Below are 15091 nucleotides of genomic sequence, written 5' to 3'. Positions count from 1 at the left end.
TGCCATGATCTTCAAGCCCGCCCTCGCCGCCGCCCTCGCGCTCTGCGCCGCGCCGCTCTTTGCCGCCGGGACGGCGCAGCTGACCTATGCGCAGTTCGAGCTCGCCGTTCCGCATCTGGATCTGGAGGCCTGCCCGGCCTCGATGGCCGAGGATGGCACCTTCTGCCGCGCGACCCTCAGGCACGACGAAATCCACGTCTTTTCCTTCCGCGAGGATGGCGATCAGCCGATGACGGGGTTCCAGTCCTTTCCCGCCGACGGACTGCACGCGCTGCTTGACTAAGGCGTTTCGCGAAAAACCATGGATTGTCACAAAACGCCCGCGACATGTAAGCGTGGCGCGCGTTTCGGCTCTCGCTGATGGCTGGGGCCCAAAGACGAAACGCTTTAGGACGTTGACAAGCGCGGAGCGCCGGGGCATCGCTCCGCCATGCTGCGCATTGATGACATATCCTATTCCGTCGCGGGCCGCCCGCTGATCGAAAACGCTTCGGCCTCCATCCCTGACGGGCACAAGGTGGGCATCGTGGGCCGCAACGGCACGGGCAAGACCACGCTCTTCCGCCTGATCCGGGGCGAGCTGGCGCTGGAGGGCGGCAGCATCACCCTGCCCCAGCGCGCCCGCATCGGCGGCGTGTCCCAGGAGGTACCCGGCAACGAGGTGTCGCTGATCGACACGGTGCTGGCCGCCGATACCGAGCGCGCCGACCTTCTGGCCGAGGCCGAGACGGCGACCGAGCCTGCGCGCATCGCCGAGGTGCAGACGCGGCTGAGCGATATTGATGCCTGGGGCGCCGAGGCGCGCGCGGCCTCGATCCTCAAGGGGCTGGGATTCGACGACGACGCGCAGCGCCAGCCCTGCTCGGCCTTCTCCGGCGGCTGGCGGATGCGCGTGGCGCTGGCGGCTGTGCTGTTCGCGCAGCCCGATTTGCTGCTGCTGGACGAGCCGACCAACTATCTGGACCTTGAAGGCGCGCTCTGGCTGGAGACCTATCTGGCCCGCTACCCGCACACCGTGCTGATCGTCAGCCATGATCGCGGGCTGCTGAACCGCGCCGTCGGATCGATCCTGCATCTGGAAGACAAGAAACTGACGCTTTATAATGGCGCCTACGACACCTTCGCCGAAACCCGCGCCGCGCGGCTGGCGGCGCTGGAGAGCGAAGCGAAGAAACAGGACGCCCGCCGCGCCCATCTGCAAAGCTTCGTCGACCGCTTCCGCGCCAAGGCATCCAAGGCCGTGCAGGCGCAATCGCGGCTGAAAATGATCGCCAAGATGAAGCCGATCACGACCCCGCAGGAGGCCGCGCTCAAGCGCTTCACCTTTCCCTCGCCCGAGGAATTGTCTCCCCCCATCATCAATATCGAGGGCGGCTCGGTCGGCTACGATGGCAAGGCGGTTCTGCAGCGGCTGAACCTGCGGATCGATCAGGATGACCGCATCGCGCTTCTGGGCAAGAACGGCGAGGGAAAATCGACCCTTTCCAAGCTCTTGGCAGGAAAACTTGATCTGATGGGCGGCAAGATGACGACCTCGTCCAAGCTGCGCGTCGGGTTTTTCGCGCAGCATCAGGTGGAGGAGTTGCATGTCGACGAGACGCCCATCGACCATATCCGCCGCCTGCGCCCCGGCGAGACACCGTCGCGCCTGCGCGCGCGTCTGGGCGGTTTCGGCATCGGGGCCATGCAGGCCGAAACGTTGGTGGGCAAGCTCTCGGGCGGGCAGAAGGCGCGGCTGTCGCTCATGCTGGCCACGATCGACGCGCCCCATCTGCTGATCCTTGACGAGCCGACCAACCATCTGGACATCGAATCCCGCGAGGCGCTGGTCGAGGCGTTGACCGCCTATACCGGCGCCGTGATCCTTGTCAGCCACGACATGCACCTGCTCAGCCTTGTTGCGGACCGGTTGTGGCTGGTCAAGAATGGCGCGGTGGCCCCCTATGAGGGCGATCTGGAAAGCTATCGCGCCATGCTGCTGGCCGGGGACAAACCAGCGCCGAAGATCAAGGAGCAAAAGGTCAAGCGCCCCTCGCGCGATGCCATGAACGCGCTCAGGCAGGACGTGAAGAAATGCGAGGAACGCGTTGAAAAGCTGAACGAAATGGCGGAGAAGCTGGCCAGGAAACTGGCCGACCCCAAGATGTATGACGAGGACAAGAAGGACGAGGCGACCGTCTGGCAAAAGAAGTACTCCGAGGTGATGGACGCGCAGGCCCGCGCCGAAACGCTGTGGATGCGCGCGCTGGAAAAGCTGGAGCGCGCCGAGGATCCGGCGCACGCCGGTTGACAGCGCCCGCGCCCGCGCGGCAAGGATAGGAATGGACAGCGCCGCCCTCATCACCACCTTCGTCACGCTTTTCATCGTGCTCGACCCGTTCGCGCTGGCGCCGCTTTTCCTGGCTCTGACGCGCGGGATGAGCCCGGCGATGCGCCGCTCGGTCGCGATCCGGTCCTGCCTGATGGGCACCGCGCTGCTGATCGTGTTCGGCGCTTTCGGCGAGGCCGTGCTGGGATTTATCGGCATCTCCATGCCCGCATTCCGCATCGCCGGGGGGATATTGCTATTCCTCACCGCGCTCGACATGCTTTTCGAGCGGCGCACCAAACGGCGCGAGGATCAGGTCGAGCATGACGATCACGAGGATCCGTCGATCTTTCCCTTGGGCATCCCGCTGATCGCCGGGCCGGGCGCGATCGCGACCGTGATCCTTCTGACGGGCGAGCATCAGGGGCTGATCGGGCTGGTATGGGTGCTGGGCACGATGCTGTTCGTGATGCTCCTGGTGTTCGTGTCCTTCCTCAGCGCCGGCGCGCTGGAGCGCGCCCTTGGCAAGACCGGGATCAGCGTGGTCACGCGCGTCCTGGGCATGCTGCTGGCCGCGCTTGCGGTGCAGTTCGTGCTGGACGGCTTGCGTGGCTTTGGCCTGGCCGCCTCATAACGCGGCCCCATCTGGCGCGGCGCCTTGCGCGCCCTTATCTATGCGGCGGTGAAGGGAACAGATGATGGCAGATTTCGATACCGCGAACCTGATCTATCTCGTCGTGCTGGGCTGCGCGGTGATGATGTGGTTTTTCGCCGCCAACCGCAATTCGATGGGCAGGACGCTGCAACAGGCGGCGGTCTGGGGCCTGATATTCATCGGCGTCATCGCCGCCGTCGGCCTGTGGGATGACATCCGCCGCACAGTCGCGCCGATGCAATCGGTCAGCAGCAGCGACGGGCGGATCGAGCTGCCGCGCGCCGCAGACGGCCATTACTACCTTCAGGCCAGCGTCAACGGCGCCCCCGTGCGCTTTGTCGTCGATACCGGCGCCAGCGACATCGTGCTCAGCCGCGCCGACGCCATCGCCGTCGGTCTGCACCCGGACGGGCTGAACTTCACCGGTTTTGCCAACACCGCCAATGGCGTCGTGCGCACCGCGCCGGTGCGTCTGGACAGTTTCGACGTCGATGGGCTGCGCGACAGCGGCCTGCGCGCCGTCGTGAACGAGGGCGAGCTGGACGATTCCCTTTTGGGCATGCGGTATCTTCAGCGCTTCTCGACCATGCAGATCGCGGATGGAAAGCTGGTGCTGGAGCGCTGACGCGCGGCATCCTGTCGCAAAGGCGCCTGCATGGTGACTTAGTCACCTTCGGATGCCGCTGTGCCGGCGCAAGATGGCGGCGACGTTCCATCAAGGAGTTATCCCATGCGTATTCTGCCCGTCCTCGCCGTCTGTGCCGCTGCCGCAATCGCCCTGCCCGCCGCCGCCCAGCAAAAAGCCAACATGCAGCAGGGACCGGACAAGCTGGTTACCGTGATCACCAGCGAAAATGCCCAGTCCCAGCTGATGGGCATGGTGCTGACCATGCAGTCCATCAAGGCCGGCGCGTCCGCGCATATGCTGCTCTGCGGCCCCGGCGGCGATCTGGCGCTGAAGGACGCGCCCGAGGCCGCAACCGCCGCGCAGCCGCCGATGGGGATGAGCCCCCAGGGCCTCATGCAGCAGATCATGCAAGCGGGCGGCACGGTCGAGGTCTGCGCAATCTACCTGCCCGGCAAGGGCGCGGATGCCAGCGTGCTGCTGGACGGCATCACCGCCGCCGCCCCCGATGCCATGGCCGCGCGCCTGATGGCCCCGATGACGCGCGTGCTGTCGTTCTGATCGGCGCCGGACAAGGAGATATTCAATGATGCGCAGAACATTCACCGCCGCGATCGTCGCGGCGGCCCTCACCGGGTCCGGCATCGCCGCCGATGCGCCCGAAAACCCCGAGCACCAGACCGAATGGGGCCTCTACCTGACCGCGCGCGAAGCCTTTGACATGAAGCAGGCCGAGGGCGACAAGGTGCTTTTCGTCGATGTGCGCGAGCCGGTCGAGATCATGTTCACCGGCTCGACCGATGTGGTCGACGTGAACGTGCCATACATGCTGGTCGATCCCGCCGCCTGGCACCCGGAAAAGCCGGTTCTGGCCATGAACGAGAACCCCGATTTCGCCGCCGGTGTCGCCGCCGCGATGGAGGCGCGCGGGATGGACAAGGATACGCCGGTGATCGTCATGTGCCGTTCGGGCGGAGAGCGCGGCGCGCCCTCGGCCAAGGCGCTGGCGCCGCTGGGGCTGACCCAGGTCTATGTGGTGGTCGACGGGTTCGAGGGCAGCACGCTCAAGGACGATCCGCGGGGGCCCTGGAGGCTGAAGAACGGCTGGAAGAACAGCGGGCTTCCGTGGGATTATAAGATGAACAAGGACAAGATCCCGCTGCGCCGCGACTGATCCGCCAAGCGCCGCCGCATCAGGGAGAGGTGGCTTCCTTCTCGGCCCTCTTCTCCCAGCGCCCGGACGCCTCGGACCAGTATTGCGCGGCGCAGCCCGCCTCGGTCAGCGTCTTCCACTGGACGCGCGCATGCGCGACCGCGGCCTCGTCATTGCCGTCGAACAGCACACAGACCCGGTCGAGACGCCTGACCTCGGCCGGGTCCACATCGGCGCCATCCACCGCCATCAGGCAACTGGCGCCGTTGGGCATGTCCGCCAGCGTGGTCAGCAGCACAGGCTGATCGGCCTCGTGCGGCTGGCCCGCGCGGCCATGCGGCAGAAACGCATCCTCGCCCCCCGCCAGCCACAGCGCCTCGTCCAGATGGTCCAGATGCGGCGCCTCGCGGCCCCGCACGGCCACGCGCCAGCCCGCGCCGCGCGCCTTTTCCAGCAGCATCGCAAGCGTCGTCTCAAGCGGCGCGCGCGTCAGGTGATAGAAATAGGCGGCGCCCATCAGCCCTCCTCGATCATGTCCGCAACCAGCCGGTTCAGCGCCATGACGCCCCAGCCAGTCGCGCCCTTGGGCGCATAGGCGGTGTCGGATTTGACCGAGGCGACCCCGGCGATATCAAGATGGATCCACGGCGTGCCCTCCTGCACGAAGCGCTTCAGGAACTGCGCCGCCGTGATGCTGCCGGCCGCCTTGCCGCCGACATTCTTCATGTCCGCGATCTGGCTTTTCAGCTCGTCGTCATAGGCCTGCCCCATCGGCAGACGCCACGCGCCCTCGCCCACGGCCTCGGCAGCCTTCAGAAAGGCGTTGCAAAGCGCATCGTCATTGGAGAAGACGCCCGCATTCTCATGGCCCAGCCCGACGATGATGGCGCCGGTCAGCGTGGCCAGATCGATCATCGCGCGCGGCTTGTAGGTTTCCTGCGCGTACCACATCACGTCGGACAGAACGAGGCGGCCTTCGGCGTCGGTGTTGATGACCTCGACAGTGTCGCCCTTCATGGATGTCACCACGTCGCCGGGGCGCGTCGCGCGGTCCGACGGCATGTTCTCGACCAGCCCGACCAGCCCGACCACGTTGGCGCGGGCCTCGCGCAGCGCCAGCGCGCGCATGACGCCCGCCACAACGCCCGCGCCGCCCATGTCCATGGTCATGTCTTCCATCCCGGCCGCGGGCTTCAGGCTGATCCCGCCGGTGTCGAACACCACGCCCTTGCCGACCAGCGCCAGCGGCGCGTCGCCCCTGGCGCCGCCCATCCATTCCATCACCGCCACCTTGGAGGGGCTGGCGCTGCCGTGACCGACGCTCAGCAGGCAGCCCATGCCGAGCTCTTCCAGCTTGTCCTCCTCCAGCACCGTGACCTTCAGACCAAGGCCTTCCATATCCTTGATCCGCTTGGCGAATTCCGTGGTGGTCAGGTGGTTCGCCGGCTCGCTCACCAGATCGCGGGTGAAAAAGGTGCCCTCCGCGACCGCGCGCGCGGCATCCGCCTCCCCCTTCAGCTCATCGGGTTTGGCAACCATCATCACCACCTCGCCGGGGCCCTTCTGCGGGCCGGTCTTGCGCGCGGTGAAGCTGTAGGCGCGCAGCACGATCCCCTGCAGCAGGTCCACAGGCCGGCGCTGCGACGCGGCCAGCACAAGCGCGCCCTTTTCGCCCAGAAGCTTGCCTAAGGCCGCGCCGGCCTTGCGCGCCTCGACGGGCTTGGCGCCGCGCTCGACGCAGAGCACGTCCAGCGCCTCGGCCTTGAGGCCCGCGGGCCAGTTCAGGATTTTCACATCGCCCGGCTTCATGTCCTCCAGCGCGCCGCCCTCGATCATGCGTGCCAGCGCGCCGCGCGTCAGCTTGTTCACGCGGCGCGCTCCCGCGTCCAGCTTGCCGTCCTTGCCGATCAGCACCGCGACGCGCCCCGCCGCCTCGGCGATGGCGTCCAGATCTATTTCGATGAGGGTGGTTTTCGCGGGCGTCGTCATGGCGCGGCTCCTTTGTGGTGGCTGGGCATTCCTGTCTGGCGCGGACTCTGCCCATTTTGCGGCCAAGTGCAATGGCAGCGCGCCGCCCAAGTCGCGCGCAGGCGCGGATTTGCAGTTTTACCGCCCGCCCAATTGCGATAGCGTGCCACCAGATATTGCGTGTCAGGGGGAATGGAGTGGCCAGATTCGACAGATATATGCTGTCGCAATTCATGGTGCTGTTCGGATTCTTCGCGCTGGTGCTGGTGTCGATCTTCTGGATCAACAAGGCGGTGCGCATGTTCGACCGCCTGATCAGCGACGGCCAGTCATCCTGGATCGTCATCGAATTCACCGCGCTCACCCTGCCCGGCGTGATCGGCCTCGTGCTGCCGATCGCGGCCTTTGCCGGATCGGTTTACGTGACCAACCGTCTGTCGACGGAAAGCGAGCTGACCGTGATGCAGGCCACCGGATTCAGCCCCTGGCGGCTGGCGCGGCCCGTCCTTTATTACGGGGTGATCGTGGCGCTGATGATGTCGCTATTGCTGCATGTGCTGATCCCGCTCAGCCTGAAACAGCTGGAGCAGCGCCGCTCCGAAGTGTCCGGCAACATCACCGCCAAGCTGCTGACGGAGGGCGAATTCCTGCATCCCGCCTCCGGCGTCACCTTCTACATCCGCCAGATCACGCCGCAGGGCGAGCTGCGCAACGTGTTCCTGTCCGATCGCCGTCGGGGCGACGGTCCGACGACCTACACCTCCTCCAAGGCGTATCTGGTGCAGGAGGGCGGCAGCACCAAGCTGGTCATGCTGAACGGGCTGGCGCAGAACGTGGCGGCGGACGGCCAGCGGCTCTTTACCACGCATTTTGACGATTTTTCCTATGACATCAGCCGTCTGGTGGCGCAAAACGCGCTCAATCTGGACCGGATCGCGTTTGCATCGACGCCGGATCTGCTGCGCGATCCGGCCGCCGTGGCCGAACGGACGGGCGTGACGCTGGGCGCGGCGCTGACGACGCTGCATTCGCGCTTTGCGCAGGCGATCCTGTGCATCGTCGCCGCGCTGGTCGGCTTTGCCACGCTGCTTCTGGGCGGCTACAGCCGCTTTGGCGTCTGGCGACAGATCATCACCGCCTTCGTGCTGCTGATCGGCGTCAAACTGATCGAAAGCGCGGTGGCCGGCCCGGTTCTGGACGCGCCGATGATGTGGCCGCTGCTTTACCTGCCCAGTGCCGTGGGGCTCCTGCTGTCTGCCGGCCTGCTGTATGCGGCGGCGCATCCGGGCCTCTTGCGCCGCTTGCGCAGGCGCGACCGGGCGGAGGCGCTATCGTGACGCTGCACCTTTATTTCGCGCGCAAGTTCCTGTGGACCTATCTGGGGATCACCGTCATCTTCATCATCATCCTGGGGCTGATCGACATGGTCGACGAGCTGCAGGATTTTCCGGACCTGCCGGTCTGGAGCGTGGCGGAAATCGTGCTGCTGAACCTGCCGCATGCCAATTACGAGATCCTGCCGCTGGTGATGATCCTCGCGTCGGTCGCACTGTTCGTGCGGCTGGCCCGCTCGTCCGAGATGGTGGTGGTGCGCGCATCGGGCCTGTCGGGGTTTCGCGGCGCGCTGGCGCCGCTGGTGGTGGCGGCGCTGGTGGGCCTCGTGTCGATCGCGATCCTCAATCCCGTCGTCGCCGCGTCCTCCAAACGCTATCACGATCTGGTCGCCAGCTATAGCGGCAATGGCGCCAGCATCCTTGCGCTGTCCTCCGAGGGTCTGTGGCTGCGGCAGGGCAGCGCCGAGGGGCAGACGGTGATCCATGCCGTCTCGGCCAGCGCCGATGTCAGCACACTGTTCGATGCCACCTTCATCGGCTTCTCGCGCCAGGGCGAGCCAGTGCGCCGCATCGCGGCAGAGCGCGCGACGCTGGGGACGGGCGAATGGCTGCTGGAGGGCGTCAAGCTGTGGGAGCTGTCGGGCGACGTGAACCCCGAAGCGGGCGCGCAGCGCATGGATCGCTTTACGGTCCCGTCGGCCCTGACGCGGGACGGCATCGTCGACAGTTTCGGCAAGCCTGAATATATCGCGATCTGGGATCTGCCCGACTTCATCGACCAGCTTGAGCAGGCCGGGTTTTCGGCGCGCCGCTATGCCGTGTGGTTCCAGATGGAGCTGGCGCAGCCGATCTTCCTGATGGCGCTGGTGATGGTCGCCGCCGCCTTTACCATGCGCCATGTGCGCACCACCAATACCGGCATATCGGTGCTGGTGGCGATCATGCTGGGCTTTTCGCTGCATTACGTCCGCAATTTCGCGCAGGTTCTGGGCGAGAACGGGCAGATACCGGTCATTCTGGCCGCGTGGGCGCCGCCTGTTGCCTCATTGATGCTTGCGTTCGGCATCATGCTGCATATGGAGGATGGATGATCCGCCCGTTTCGATCCCTGCTGTCGCTGCTTGCCCTCCTGCCCGCCATGGCGCTGGCACAGGATGGCGGCGCGCTGCTGATTGCCGACGACGTGCTGATCGAGGGCGGCGGCACCCTGATCGCGACCGGCAATGTCGAGGCGGTGCATGACGGACAGCGCCTGAAGGCGCAGCGCATCACCTATGACAAGGCGATCGACCGGCTGGAGATTACCGGGCCGATCACCTTGTTCGACGGCGACTATACCACCGTGCTGGCCGATGCCGCCGAGCTGGACCGCGATCTGCGCAACGGCATCCTCAGCGGCGCGCGCGTCGTCATGGACGATCAGCTGCAACTGGCCGCCACGCAGGTGAACCGCAAGGACGGGCGGTATTCGCAGCTCTACAAGGCCGCCGTCACGTCCTGCCGCGTCTGCGCTGACGGCAAGACGCCGCTGTGGCAGATCCGGGCGCGCAGGGTGATCCATGACGCCGAGACCCGGCAGCTTTATATCGACGGGGCGCAGTTCCGGGTGGGCCCCCTGCCCATCGCCTATTTCCCGCGCCTGCGCCTGCCCGATCCCACGGTGACGCGCGCGACGGGATTCCTTGCGCCCTCGCTCTATAACTCCAGCCTGCTGGGGTTCGGCATAAAGGTGCCCTATTTCATCGCTATCGGCGATGACAAGGATCTGACGCTGACGCCCTATTACTCGGACATGACCCGAACGCTGGAATTCCGCTATCGCCAGTCTTTCGCCAGCGGCGGGATCGAGTTCGAGGGCGCGTTCAGCCGCGATGACCTGGTGCGCCGGGACAACCGGGCCTATGTCTTTGGCCGCGGCGTCTTTGCGCTGCCGCAGGATTACGTCCTGCGCTTCAACATCGAGGCGGTCAAGGATGACGCCTATCTGGTCGATTACAACTATTCCGACAAAGACCGCCTCCAAAGCGAGATTTCGGTCGAGCGGGTGCGCCGCGATGAGTGGCGGCGCGCGGCGCTGACCTATTTTCATACCCTGCGCCCCGACGAGGACAGCTCGACATTGCCGTCCAGCGTGGCCAATTTCGATTATGAGAAGCGGTATTTTCCCACCCGCCTGGGCGGCGAGCTGCGCCTGGCGGCGGAGGCGCACAGCCATTATCGCTGGTCATCGGAGATCACCGACACCGACCTGACCGATTTCGACCGTTTCTCGGACGGGCGCGACGTCACGCGCATCACGACCAGCGCCGATTGGATGCGCACATGGACGCTGCTCGGCGGGCTGCGCGCAGGTCTGCAGACGGGGCTGGCGTTTGACCATATTCGCGTGAACGACGCGGGCACCACGTCGCGCAGCAGCCTGAGCGACGTCACCCCCAGCACCGCGCTGACGCTGCGCTATCCGCTGGCCAAGACAACGTCGCGCGGCGTGACCCACCTGATCGAGCCGATGCTTCAGCTGGCCTGGGTCGGCGGCGAGACGCGCAACATCCCCGATGACGAAAGCACGCGCACCGAATTCGACGAAGGCAACCTGCTGTCGATATCGCGCTTTGCCGCCGCCGACCGCCGCGAGCGGGGGGCGAACGCCGCCTACGGGCTCAGCTGGTCGCGCTTTGCGCCGGCCGGGCTGCGCAGCACCTTCGTGGTCGGGCAGATCGCCCGCGAGCGCACCCAGCGCGATTGGGACGGCGGTCAGAGCTTCTCTCAGTCCTCCGGATTGCGCGGCAGCACGTCGGACGTCCTGCTCGCCGGGCAGATCCTGACGCGGAACGGGCTTAGCCTGACCGCGCGGGGCCTGCTGGACGGCGCGTTCGACACCACCAAGGCCGAGGCCCGCGCCGGTTGGCGCAATGCGGTCGTGGACCTTGGCGCCACCTATATCTGGCTGCGCGAGGATCCGCAGGAGGAACGGCCCTCCGAGATCTCGGAATGGGCCTTCGACGGATCCTACCGTTTGTCACGCCATTGGACAGGCAATGCCGAATGGCGCTATGACGTAGCAAGCGATCGCAGCGTCCGGGCCGGCGTGGGCGTGACCTATACCAATGAATGTGTCGATGTTTCGCTTTCGGCCTCGCGCCGCTTCACCTCTTCCACTATCCTCGAGCCGTCGACGGACATATCGCTTACCGTCGGCCTGCGTGGCTTCAGCGCGCGCACCGAGGACAAAAGCTATGTTCGGGAATGCAAGAAATGACCTCAATGATCCATGCCAAACCCATCCTGCGGGGCCTTGCCCTGGCCCTTTTCCTGCCGCTGGCGGGCGTGACCGCCTCGGCGCCGAACATGGCGGCGGCGCAGGGCCTGTTCGATCCGGTGATCAAGGTCAACGGCGCGGCCGTCACGCGCTATGAGCTGGACCAGCGCGCCAAGCTGCTTACGCTGCTGCGTGCACCCGCCGATCCGGCCAAACTGGCGCGCCAGCAATTGATCGAGGACCGGCTCAAGGCCGAGGCCGCGATCGCCACCGGCGTCAGCATAGACGACGCCCAGCTGCGCGCCGGGATGGAGCAATTCGCCGCACAGGGCAGTCTGGACGCCGATCAGCTGCTGGCGCTTCTGGCGCGCGGCGGCGTGTCCGAGGAGACGTTCCGCGAATTCGTGCGCTCCGGTCTGATCTGGCGCGAGGTGACGCAGGCCCGGTTCGGCCCGCGCGTGTCCGTCAGCGAAGAGGATCTGGAGCGCGCCCGCGCGGCCATCACCGACGGCACCGGCGTGCGCGTCCTGCTGTCCGAGATCATCATCCCCTTCGAGGTCGAGGGCGAAGAGGCCGCGATGGCCCGCGCGCGCCGGATCTCCGAGCTGACCTCGACCGCCGCCTTCTCGGCGCAGGCGCGGCAGGTGTCGGCGACGCGGACGCGCGATGCGGGCGGCCAGCTGCCGTGGCAGCCGATCACGCAGCTTCCGCCGGTGCTGCGCCCGCTCGTTCTGGGCCTTGCGCCCGGCGAGGTGACGGATCCCCTGCCGCTTCAGGGCGCCGTGGCGCTGTTCCAGATGCGCGACATTCAGGAAACCGATGTCGCCACGCCCGATTATGCGGCGATCGAATACGCCGCCTATTACATTCCCGGCGGGCGCAGCGCCGATGCGATCGCCCGCGCGGCGCAGATCGACGCGCAGACCGACACCTGCGACGATCTGTATGGCATCGCCAAGGGCCAGCCCGAAAGCGTGCTGGAGCGCGGCACGAAGGCGCCCGGCGAGATCCCTGACGATATCGCCATTTCGCTGTCGCGGCTCGATCCGGGCGAGGTGTCCTATGATGTGACGCGCGCGGGTGGCCAGACACTGGTCCTGCTGATGATGTGCGGTCGCAGCCAGACAATCACCGCGGAGACGCCGGAGGCGCCCGCGGACGGCACCGCCATCGACGCCGCTCCTGCCGAGGGCGCGGCCGCCGCGCCCGACGAGACCGCCCAGCTTTCGGCGCAGATCGCCAATCGGCGGCTGGAATCCTTCGCCAACGGCTATCTTGAGCAGCTCCGCTCCGAGGCGCGGATCATCGAATACTGATGCAAGCGCCCCTGCCCCCCATCGCGCTCAGCTGCGGGGAGCCGTCCGGCATCGGCCCCGAGCTGGCGCAAAAGGCGTGGCAGGCGCTGGGGGCGTCCCTGCCCTTCTTCTGGATCGGCGATCCCGCGCATCTGCCAGCGGGCTGCCCGGTCACGCTCATTGACCAGCCCGAGCAGGCCATCGGCGCGGCAGGATTGCCCGTGCTGGCCCACGCCATGCCCGGCCCCCTCACCCCCGGCAGGCCGAATCCCGCCCATGCCCAAGGCGTCATCGACGCCATCGCCCGCGGTGTCGCGCTGGCCCGGTCTGGCGCGGCGGGCGCGCTCTGCACCGCGCCCATTCACAAGAAGGCATTGCAGGACGGCGCCGGCTTTGCCCATCCCGGCCACACCGAATACCTGGCCGCGCTGACCGGCACGGACCGCGTCGTGATGATGCTGGCCAGTGATCAATTGCGCGTGGTGCCCACCACGATTCATCTGCCCTTGCGCGATGTGCCCGCCGCGCTGACGGCGGAGTTGTTGACCGACACGATCCGCATCACGCACGCGGGCCTTATCCGCGATTTCGGGCTGGCCGCGCCGCGCCTTGCCGTCGCCGGCCTCAACCCCCATGCCGGCGAGGGCGGCAAGATGGGCCGCGAGGAGCTGGACCTGATTGCGCCCGTTCTGGACACGCTACGCGCCGAGAGGCTGAACCTGATCGGGCCGCTCTCGGCGGACACGATGTTTCATCCCGGCGCCCGCGCAGGCTATGACGCCGCCATCTGCATGTATCACGATCAGGCCCTCATCCCGATCAAGACGCTCGATTTCGACCGGGGCGTGAACGTGACGCTGGGCCTGCCCATCGTGCGCACCTCGCCCGATCATGGCACCGCGCTCGACATCGCAGGGCGCGGCATGGCAAATCCCACATCGCTGATCGAGGCGCTGAAGATGGCCGCGCGCATGGGCGCGGCGCGGCGCGCATGAGCATCGATACGCTCCCGCCCTTGCGTGCCGTCATCGCCGAGCATGATCTGAGCGCGCGCAAATCGCTGGGCCAGAATTTCCTGCTGGATCTGAACCTGACGGCCAAGATCGCGCGGCAGGCCGGCGACCTGAGCAGCAGCGACGTGCTGGAAATCGGCCCCGGCCCCGGCGGGCTGACGCGCGGGTTGCTGGCCGAGGGCGCGCGCCATGTGCTGGCGATCGAAAAGGATCCCCGCTGCCTGCCCGCGCTGGCGCAGATCGCCGATGCCTATCCCGGCCGCCTGACCGTCATGGAGGGCGACGCGCTGAAGATCGACCCGCTCCGGCACCTGACGCCGCCGATCCGCGTGGCGGCCAATCTGCCTTATAATGTTGGCACCGAATTGCTGGTGCGTTGGCTGACGCCGGATGTCTGGCCGCCCTTCTGGCAATCGCTGACGCTGATGTTCCAGCGCGAAGTGGCCGAGCGGATCGTCGCGGTGCCCGGCTCCAAGGCGTATGGCCGTCTGGCCCTTCTGGCCCAGTGGCGCAGCGAGGCGCGGATCGTGATGACCCTGCCGCCCGAGGCATTCTCGCCCCCGCCGAAAGTCTCCAGCGCCGTGGTGCATCTGACCGCCCTGCCCGCGCCGCGCTATCCCGCGCAGCCGAAGCTGTTGGAGCGCACCGTTGCCATGGCGTTCAACCAGCGCCGCAAGATGCTGCGCGCCGCGCTCAAGGGTCTGGCCCCCGATATCGAGGACAGGCTGATCGCGTCGGGCATTCAGCCCACCGACCGCGCCGAAACCGTGGGCCTCGAGCAGTTTTGCGCCCTCGCGCGCACGCTCGAAGCCTGAGCCGCGCCGGTGCTGGCCATCCTGATGCCCGCCGCCGGCGCGTCTTCGCGCATGGGCGGGCGGGACAAGCTGATGGAGCTGGTGGACGGCGTGCCGCTTCTGGCGCGTCAGGCCGAGCGCGCCGCGCGCACCGGCGCGCCGGTCTATGTCACGACCCGCGGTGACAGGCCCGCGCGCATCGCCGCATTGACCGGACTGGATGTCGCGCTTGTTGCGGTGGCCGAGCCCGAGCAGGGCCTTTCCGCCTCCATCCGCGCGGGCACCGCAGCGCTGCCGGATGATGTCACGGCGCTGATGGTGGTCCTGCCCGATCTGCCCGATATCGACACGTCCGACATGCATGCCATGATCGCCGCCAATCTGGCGGCGCCGGACGCGATCCTGCGCGCCACATCTCAGGACGGCAGACCCGGCCATCCCACTGTTTTTCCACGCAGATATTTTGACGCTTTGACGCGCCTCACGGGCGATGCGGGCGCCGGGCCGCTCATCCGGCAGGAGGGCTTCACGCCCGTTCCGCTGCCGGGCCGCAGGGCGATCACCGATCTGGATACGCCGGAAGACTGGGTGCATTGGCGCGCCGGGCGCAAGAAAGAGACATGAACGCCGCTCAGTGACCCCATGGCGATCGATCTCTTCAAGCGCCAACTCAGAACGCAACAATCC

15 protein-coding genes are annotated in these 15091 nt (G+C 66.9%); 13 read left to right on the top strand and 2 right to left on the bottom strand.

What is annotated here, in order from left to right; genetic code table 11:
- Positions 1 to 4 precede the first annotated feature (4 nt).
- The 6 genes from DC366_RS00380 (at position 5) to DC366_RS00355 (ending at position 4762) form a co-directional block, all read left to right on the top strand.
- Complete coding sequence (locus DC366_RS00380) at positions 5 to 283, top strand: hypothetical protein (protein WP_108690219.1); 279 nt, start codon at positions 5 to 7, stop codon at positions 281 to 283.
- Positions 284 to 430: 147 nt separating this feature from the next.
- A complete protein-coding gene (locus tag DC366_RS00375; protein WP_108690218.1) occupies positions 431 to 2290 on the top strand; it encodes an ABC-F family ATP-binding cassette domain-containing protein in 1860 nt (619 codons plus the stop codon).
- 31 nt (positions 2291 to 2321) lie between these two features.
- Positions 2322 to 2942, top strand: coding sequence for a MarC family protein (locus DC366_RS00370; RefSeq protein ID WP_108690217.1), 621 nt, complete (start codon positions 2322 to 2324; stop codon positions 2940 to 2942).
- Between the two features lie 64 nt (positions 2943 to 3006).
- The gene (locus DC366_RS00365; RefSeq protein ID WP_108690776.1) at positions 3007 to 3588 is read left to right on the top strand and encodes a retropepsin-like aspartic protease family protein; all 582 of its coding nucleotides are present in this window, start codon (positions 3007 to 3009) and stop codon (positions 3586 to 3588) included.
- A gap of 105 nt (positions 3589 to 3693) precedes the next feature.
- Entirely contained in the window at positions 3694 to 4149 is a 456-nt protein-coding gene (locus DC366_RS00360; RefSeq protein ID WP_108690216.1) for a DsrE family protein, read from the top strand.
- 25 nt (positions 4150 to 4174) lie between these two features.
- Positions 4175 to 4762 (top strand): rhodanese-like domain-containing protein, encoded by a 588-nt coding sequence (locus DC366_RS00355; RefSeq protein WP_207768639.1) that lies wholly within the window; start codon positions 4175 to 4177, stop codon positions 4760 to 4762.
- Between the two features lie 19 nt (positions 4763 to 4781).
- Here DC366_RS00355 and DC366_RS00350 read toward each other — a convergent pair whose 3' ends face one another.
- A complete protein-coding gene (locus DC366_RS00350) occupies positions 4782 to 5258 on the bottom strand; it encodes a DNA polymerase III subunit chi (RefSeq protein WP_108690215.1) in 477 nt (158 codons plus the stop codon).
- Positions 5258 to 6730: a leucyl aminopeptidase gene (locus DC366_RS00345; RefSeq protein ID WP_108690214.1), complete on the bottom strand. Its 1473-nt coding sequence runs from the start codon at positions 6728 to 6730 to the stop codon at positions 5258 to 5260. Before DC366_RS00345 ends, DC366_RS00350 begins: the two co-directional genes overlap by 1 nt.
- 197 nt (positions 6731 to 6927) lie before the next feature.
- Between DC366_RS00345 and lptF the strand changes: the two genes are divergently transcribed.
- From lptF to DC366_RS00310, 7 genes are read left to right on the top strand one after another with little or no spacing between them, the layout of a single operon-like run.
- Complete coding sequence (gene lptF, locus DC366_RS00340; protein ID WP_108690213.1) at positions 6928 to 8046, top strand: LPS export ABC transporter permease LptF; 1119 nt, start codon at positions 6928 to 6930, stop codon at positions 8044 to 8046.
- Positions 8043 to 9134: an LPS export ABC transporter permease LptG gene (lptG, locus tag DC366_RS00335; protein WP_108690212.1), complete on the top strand. Its 1092-nt coding sequence runs from the start codon at positions 8043 to 8045 to the stop codon at positions 9132 to 9134. Before lptF ends, lptG begins: the two co-directional genes overlap by 4 nt.
- Positions 9131 to 11302, top strand: a complete 2172-nt coding sequence (locus DC366_RS00330) for an LPS-assembly protein LptD (RefSeq protein ID WP_108690211.1) — start codon at positions 9131 to 9133, stop codon at positions 11300 to 11302. The genes lptG and DC366_RS00330 overlap by 4 nt, the downstream gene beginning before the upstream one ends.
- 5 nt (positions 11303 to 11307) lie before the next feature.
- Entirely contained in the window at positions 11308 to 12618 is a 1311-nt protein-coding gene (locus DC366_RS00325) for a peptidylprolyl isomerase (protein ID WP_243404986.1), read from the top strand.
- The gene (gene pdxA, locus DC366_RS00320; RefSeq protein WP_108690209.1) at positions 12618 to 13592 is read left to right on the top strand and encodes a 4-hydroxythreonine-4-phosphate dehydrogenase PdxA; all 975 of its coding nucleotides are present in this window, start codon (positions 12618 to 12620) and stop codon (positions 13590 to 13592) included. The genes DC366_RS00325 and pdxA overlap by 1 nt, the downstream gene beginning before the upstream one ends.
- A complete protein-coding gene (gene rsmA, locus DC366_RS00315; RefSeq protein WP_108690208.1) occupies positions 13589 to 14425 on the top strand; it encodes a 16S rRNA (adenine(1518)-N(6)/adenine(1519)-N(6))-dimethyltransferase RsmA in 837 nt (278 codons plus the stop codon). The genes pdxA and rsmA overlap by 4 nt, the downstream gene beginning before the upstream one ends.
- Before the next feature lie 24 nt (positions 14426 to 14449).
- Positions 14450 to 15028 (top strand): nucleotidyltransferase family protein, encoded by a 579-nt coding sequence (locus tag DC366_RS00310; RefSeq protein ID WP_108690774.1) that lies wholly within the window; start codon positions 14450 to 14452, stop codon positions 15026 to 15028.
- The last annotated feature ends 63 nt before the right edge of the window (positions 15029 to 15091 follow it).

This window comes from Pelagivirga sediminicola (assembly GCF_003072125.1).
GTDB classification, from domain to species: domain Bacteria; phylum Pseudomonadota; class Alphaproteobacteria; order Rhodobacterales; family Rhodobacteraceae; genus Roseovarius; species Roseovarius sediminicola.
The sequence above is the reverse complement of the archived record's forward strand: the minus strand, read 5'-3'. Positions and strand labels throughout refer to the sequence as shown.

Bases quoted from the DNA above. Each gene is read 5' to 3' on its own strand.
- DC366_RS00350 (WP_108690215.1), bottom strand. From the start codon at position 5,258: ATGGGCGCCGCCTATTTCTATCACCTGACGCGCGCGCCGCTTGAGACG.
- DC366_RS00330 (WP_108690211.1), top strand. From the start codon at position 9,131: ATGATCCGCCCGTTTCGATCCCTGCTGTCGCTGCTTGCCCTCCTGCCC.
- DC366_RS00355 (WP_207768639.1), top strand. From the start codon at position 4,175: ATGATGCGCAGAACATTCACCGCCGCGATCGTCGCGGCGGCCCTCACC.
- rsmA (WP_108690208.1), top strand. From the start codon at position 13,589: ATGAGCATCGATACGCTCCCGCCCTTGCGTGCCGTCATCGCCGAGCAT.
- DC366_RS00345 (WP_108690214.1), bottom strand. From the start codon at position 6,730: ATGACGACGCCCGCGAAAACCACCCTCATCGAAATAGATCTGGACGCC.
- DC366_RS00360 (WP_108690216.1), top strand. From the start codon at position 3,694: ATGCGTATTCTGCCCGTCCTCGCCGTCTGTGCCGCTGCCGCAATCGCC.
- pdxA (WP_108690209.1), top strand. From the start codon at position 12,618: ATGCAAGCGCCCCTGCCCCCCATCGCGCTCAGCTGCGGGGAGCCGTCC.
- DC366_RS00325 (WP_243404986.1), top strand. From the start codon at position 11,308: ATGATCCATGCCAAACCCATCCTGCGGGGCCTTGCCCTGGCCCTTTTC.
- DC366_RS00375 (WP_108690218.1), top strand. From the start codon at position 431: ATGCTGCGCATTGATGACATATCCTATTCCGTCGCGGGCCGCCCGCTG.
- lptF (WP_108690213.1), top strand. From the start codon at position 6,928: ATGCTGTCGCAATTCATGGTGCTGTTCGGATTCTTCGCGCTGGTGCTG.
- DC366_RS00380 (WP_108690219.1), top strand. From the start codon at position 5: ATGATCTTCAAGCCCGCCCTCGCCGCCGCCCTCGCGCTCTGCGCCGCG.
- DC366_RS00310 (WP_108690774.1), top strand. From the start codon at position 14,450: ATGCCCGCCGCCGGCGCGTCTTCGCGCATGGGCGGGCGGGACAAGCTG.
- DC366_RS00370 (WP_108690217.1), top strand. From the start codon at position 2,322: ATGGACAGCGCCGCCCTCATCACCACCTTCGTCACGCTTTTCATCGTG.
- DC366_RS00365 (WP_108690776.1), top strand. From the start codon at position 3,007: ATGGCAGATTTCGATACCGCGAACCTGATCTATCTCGTCGTGCTGGGC.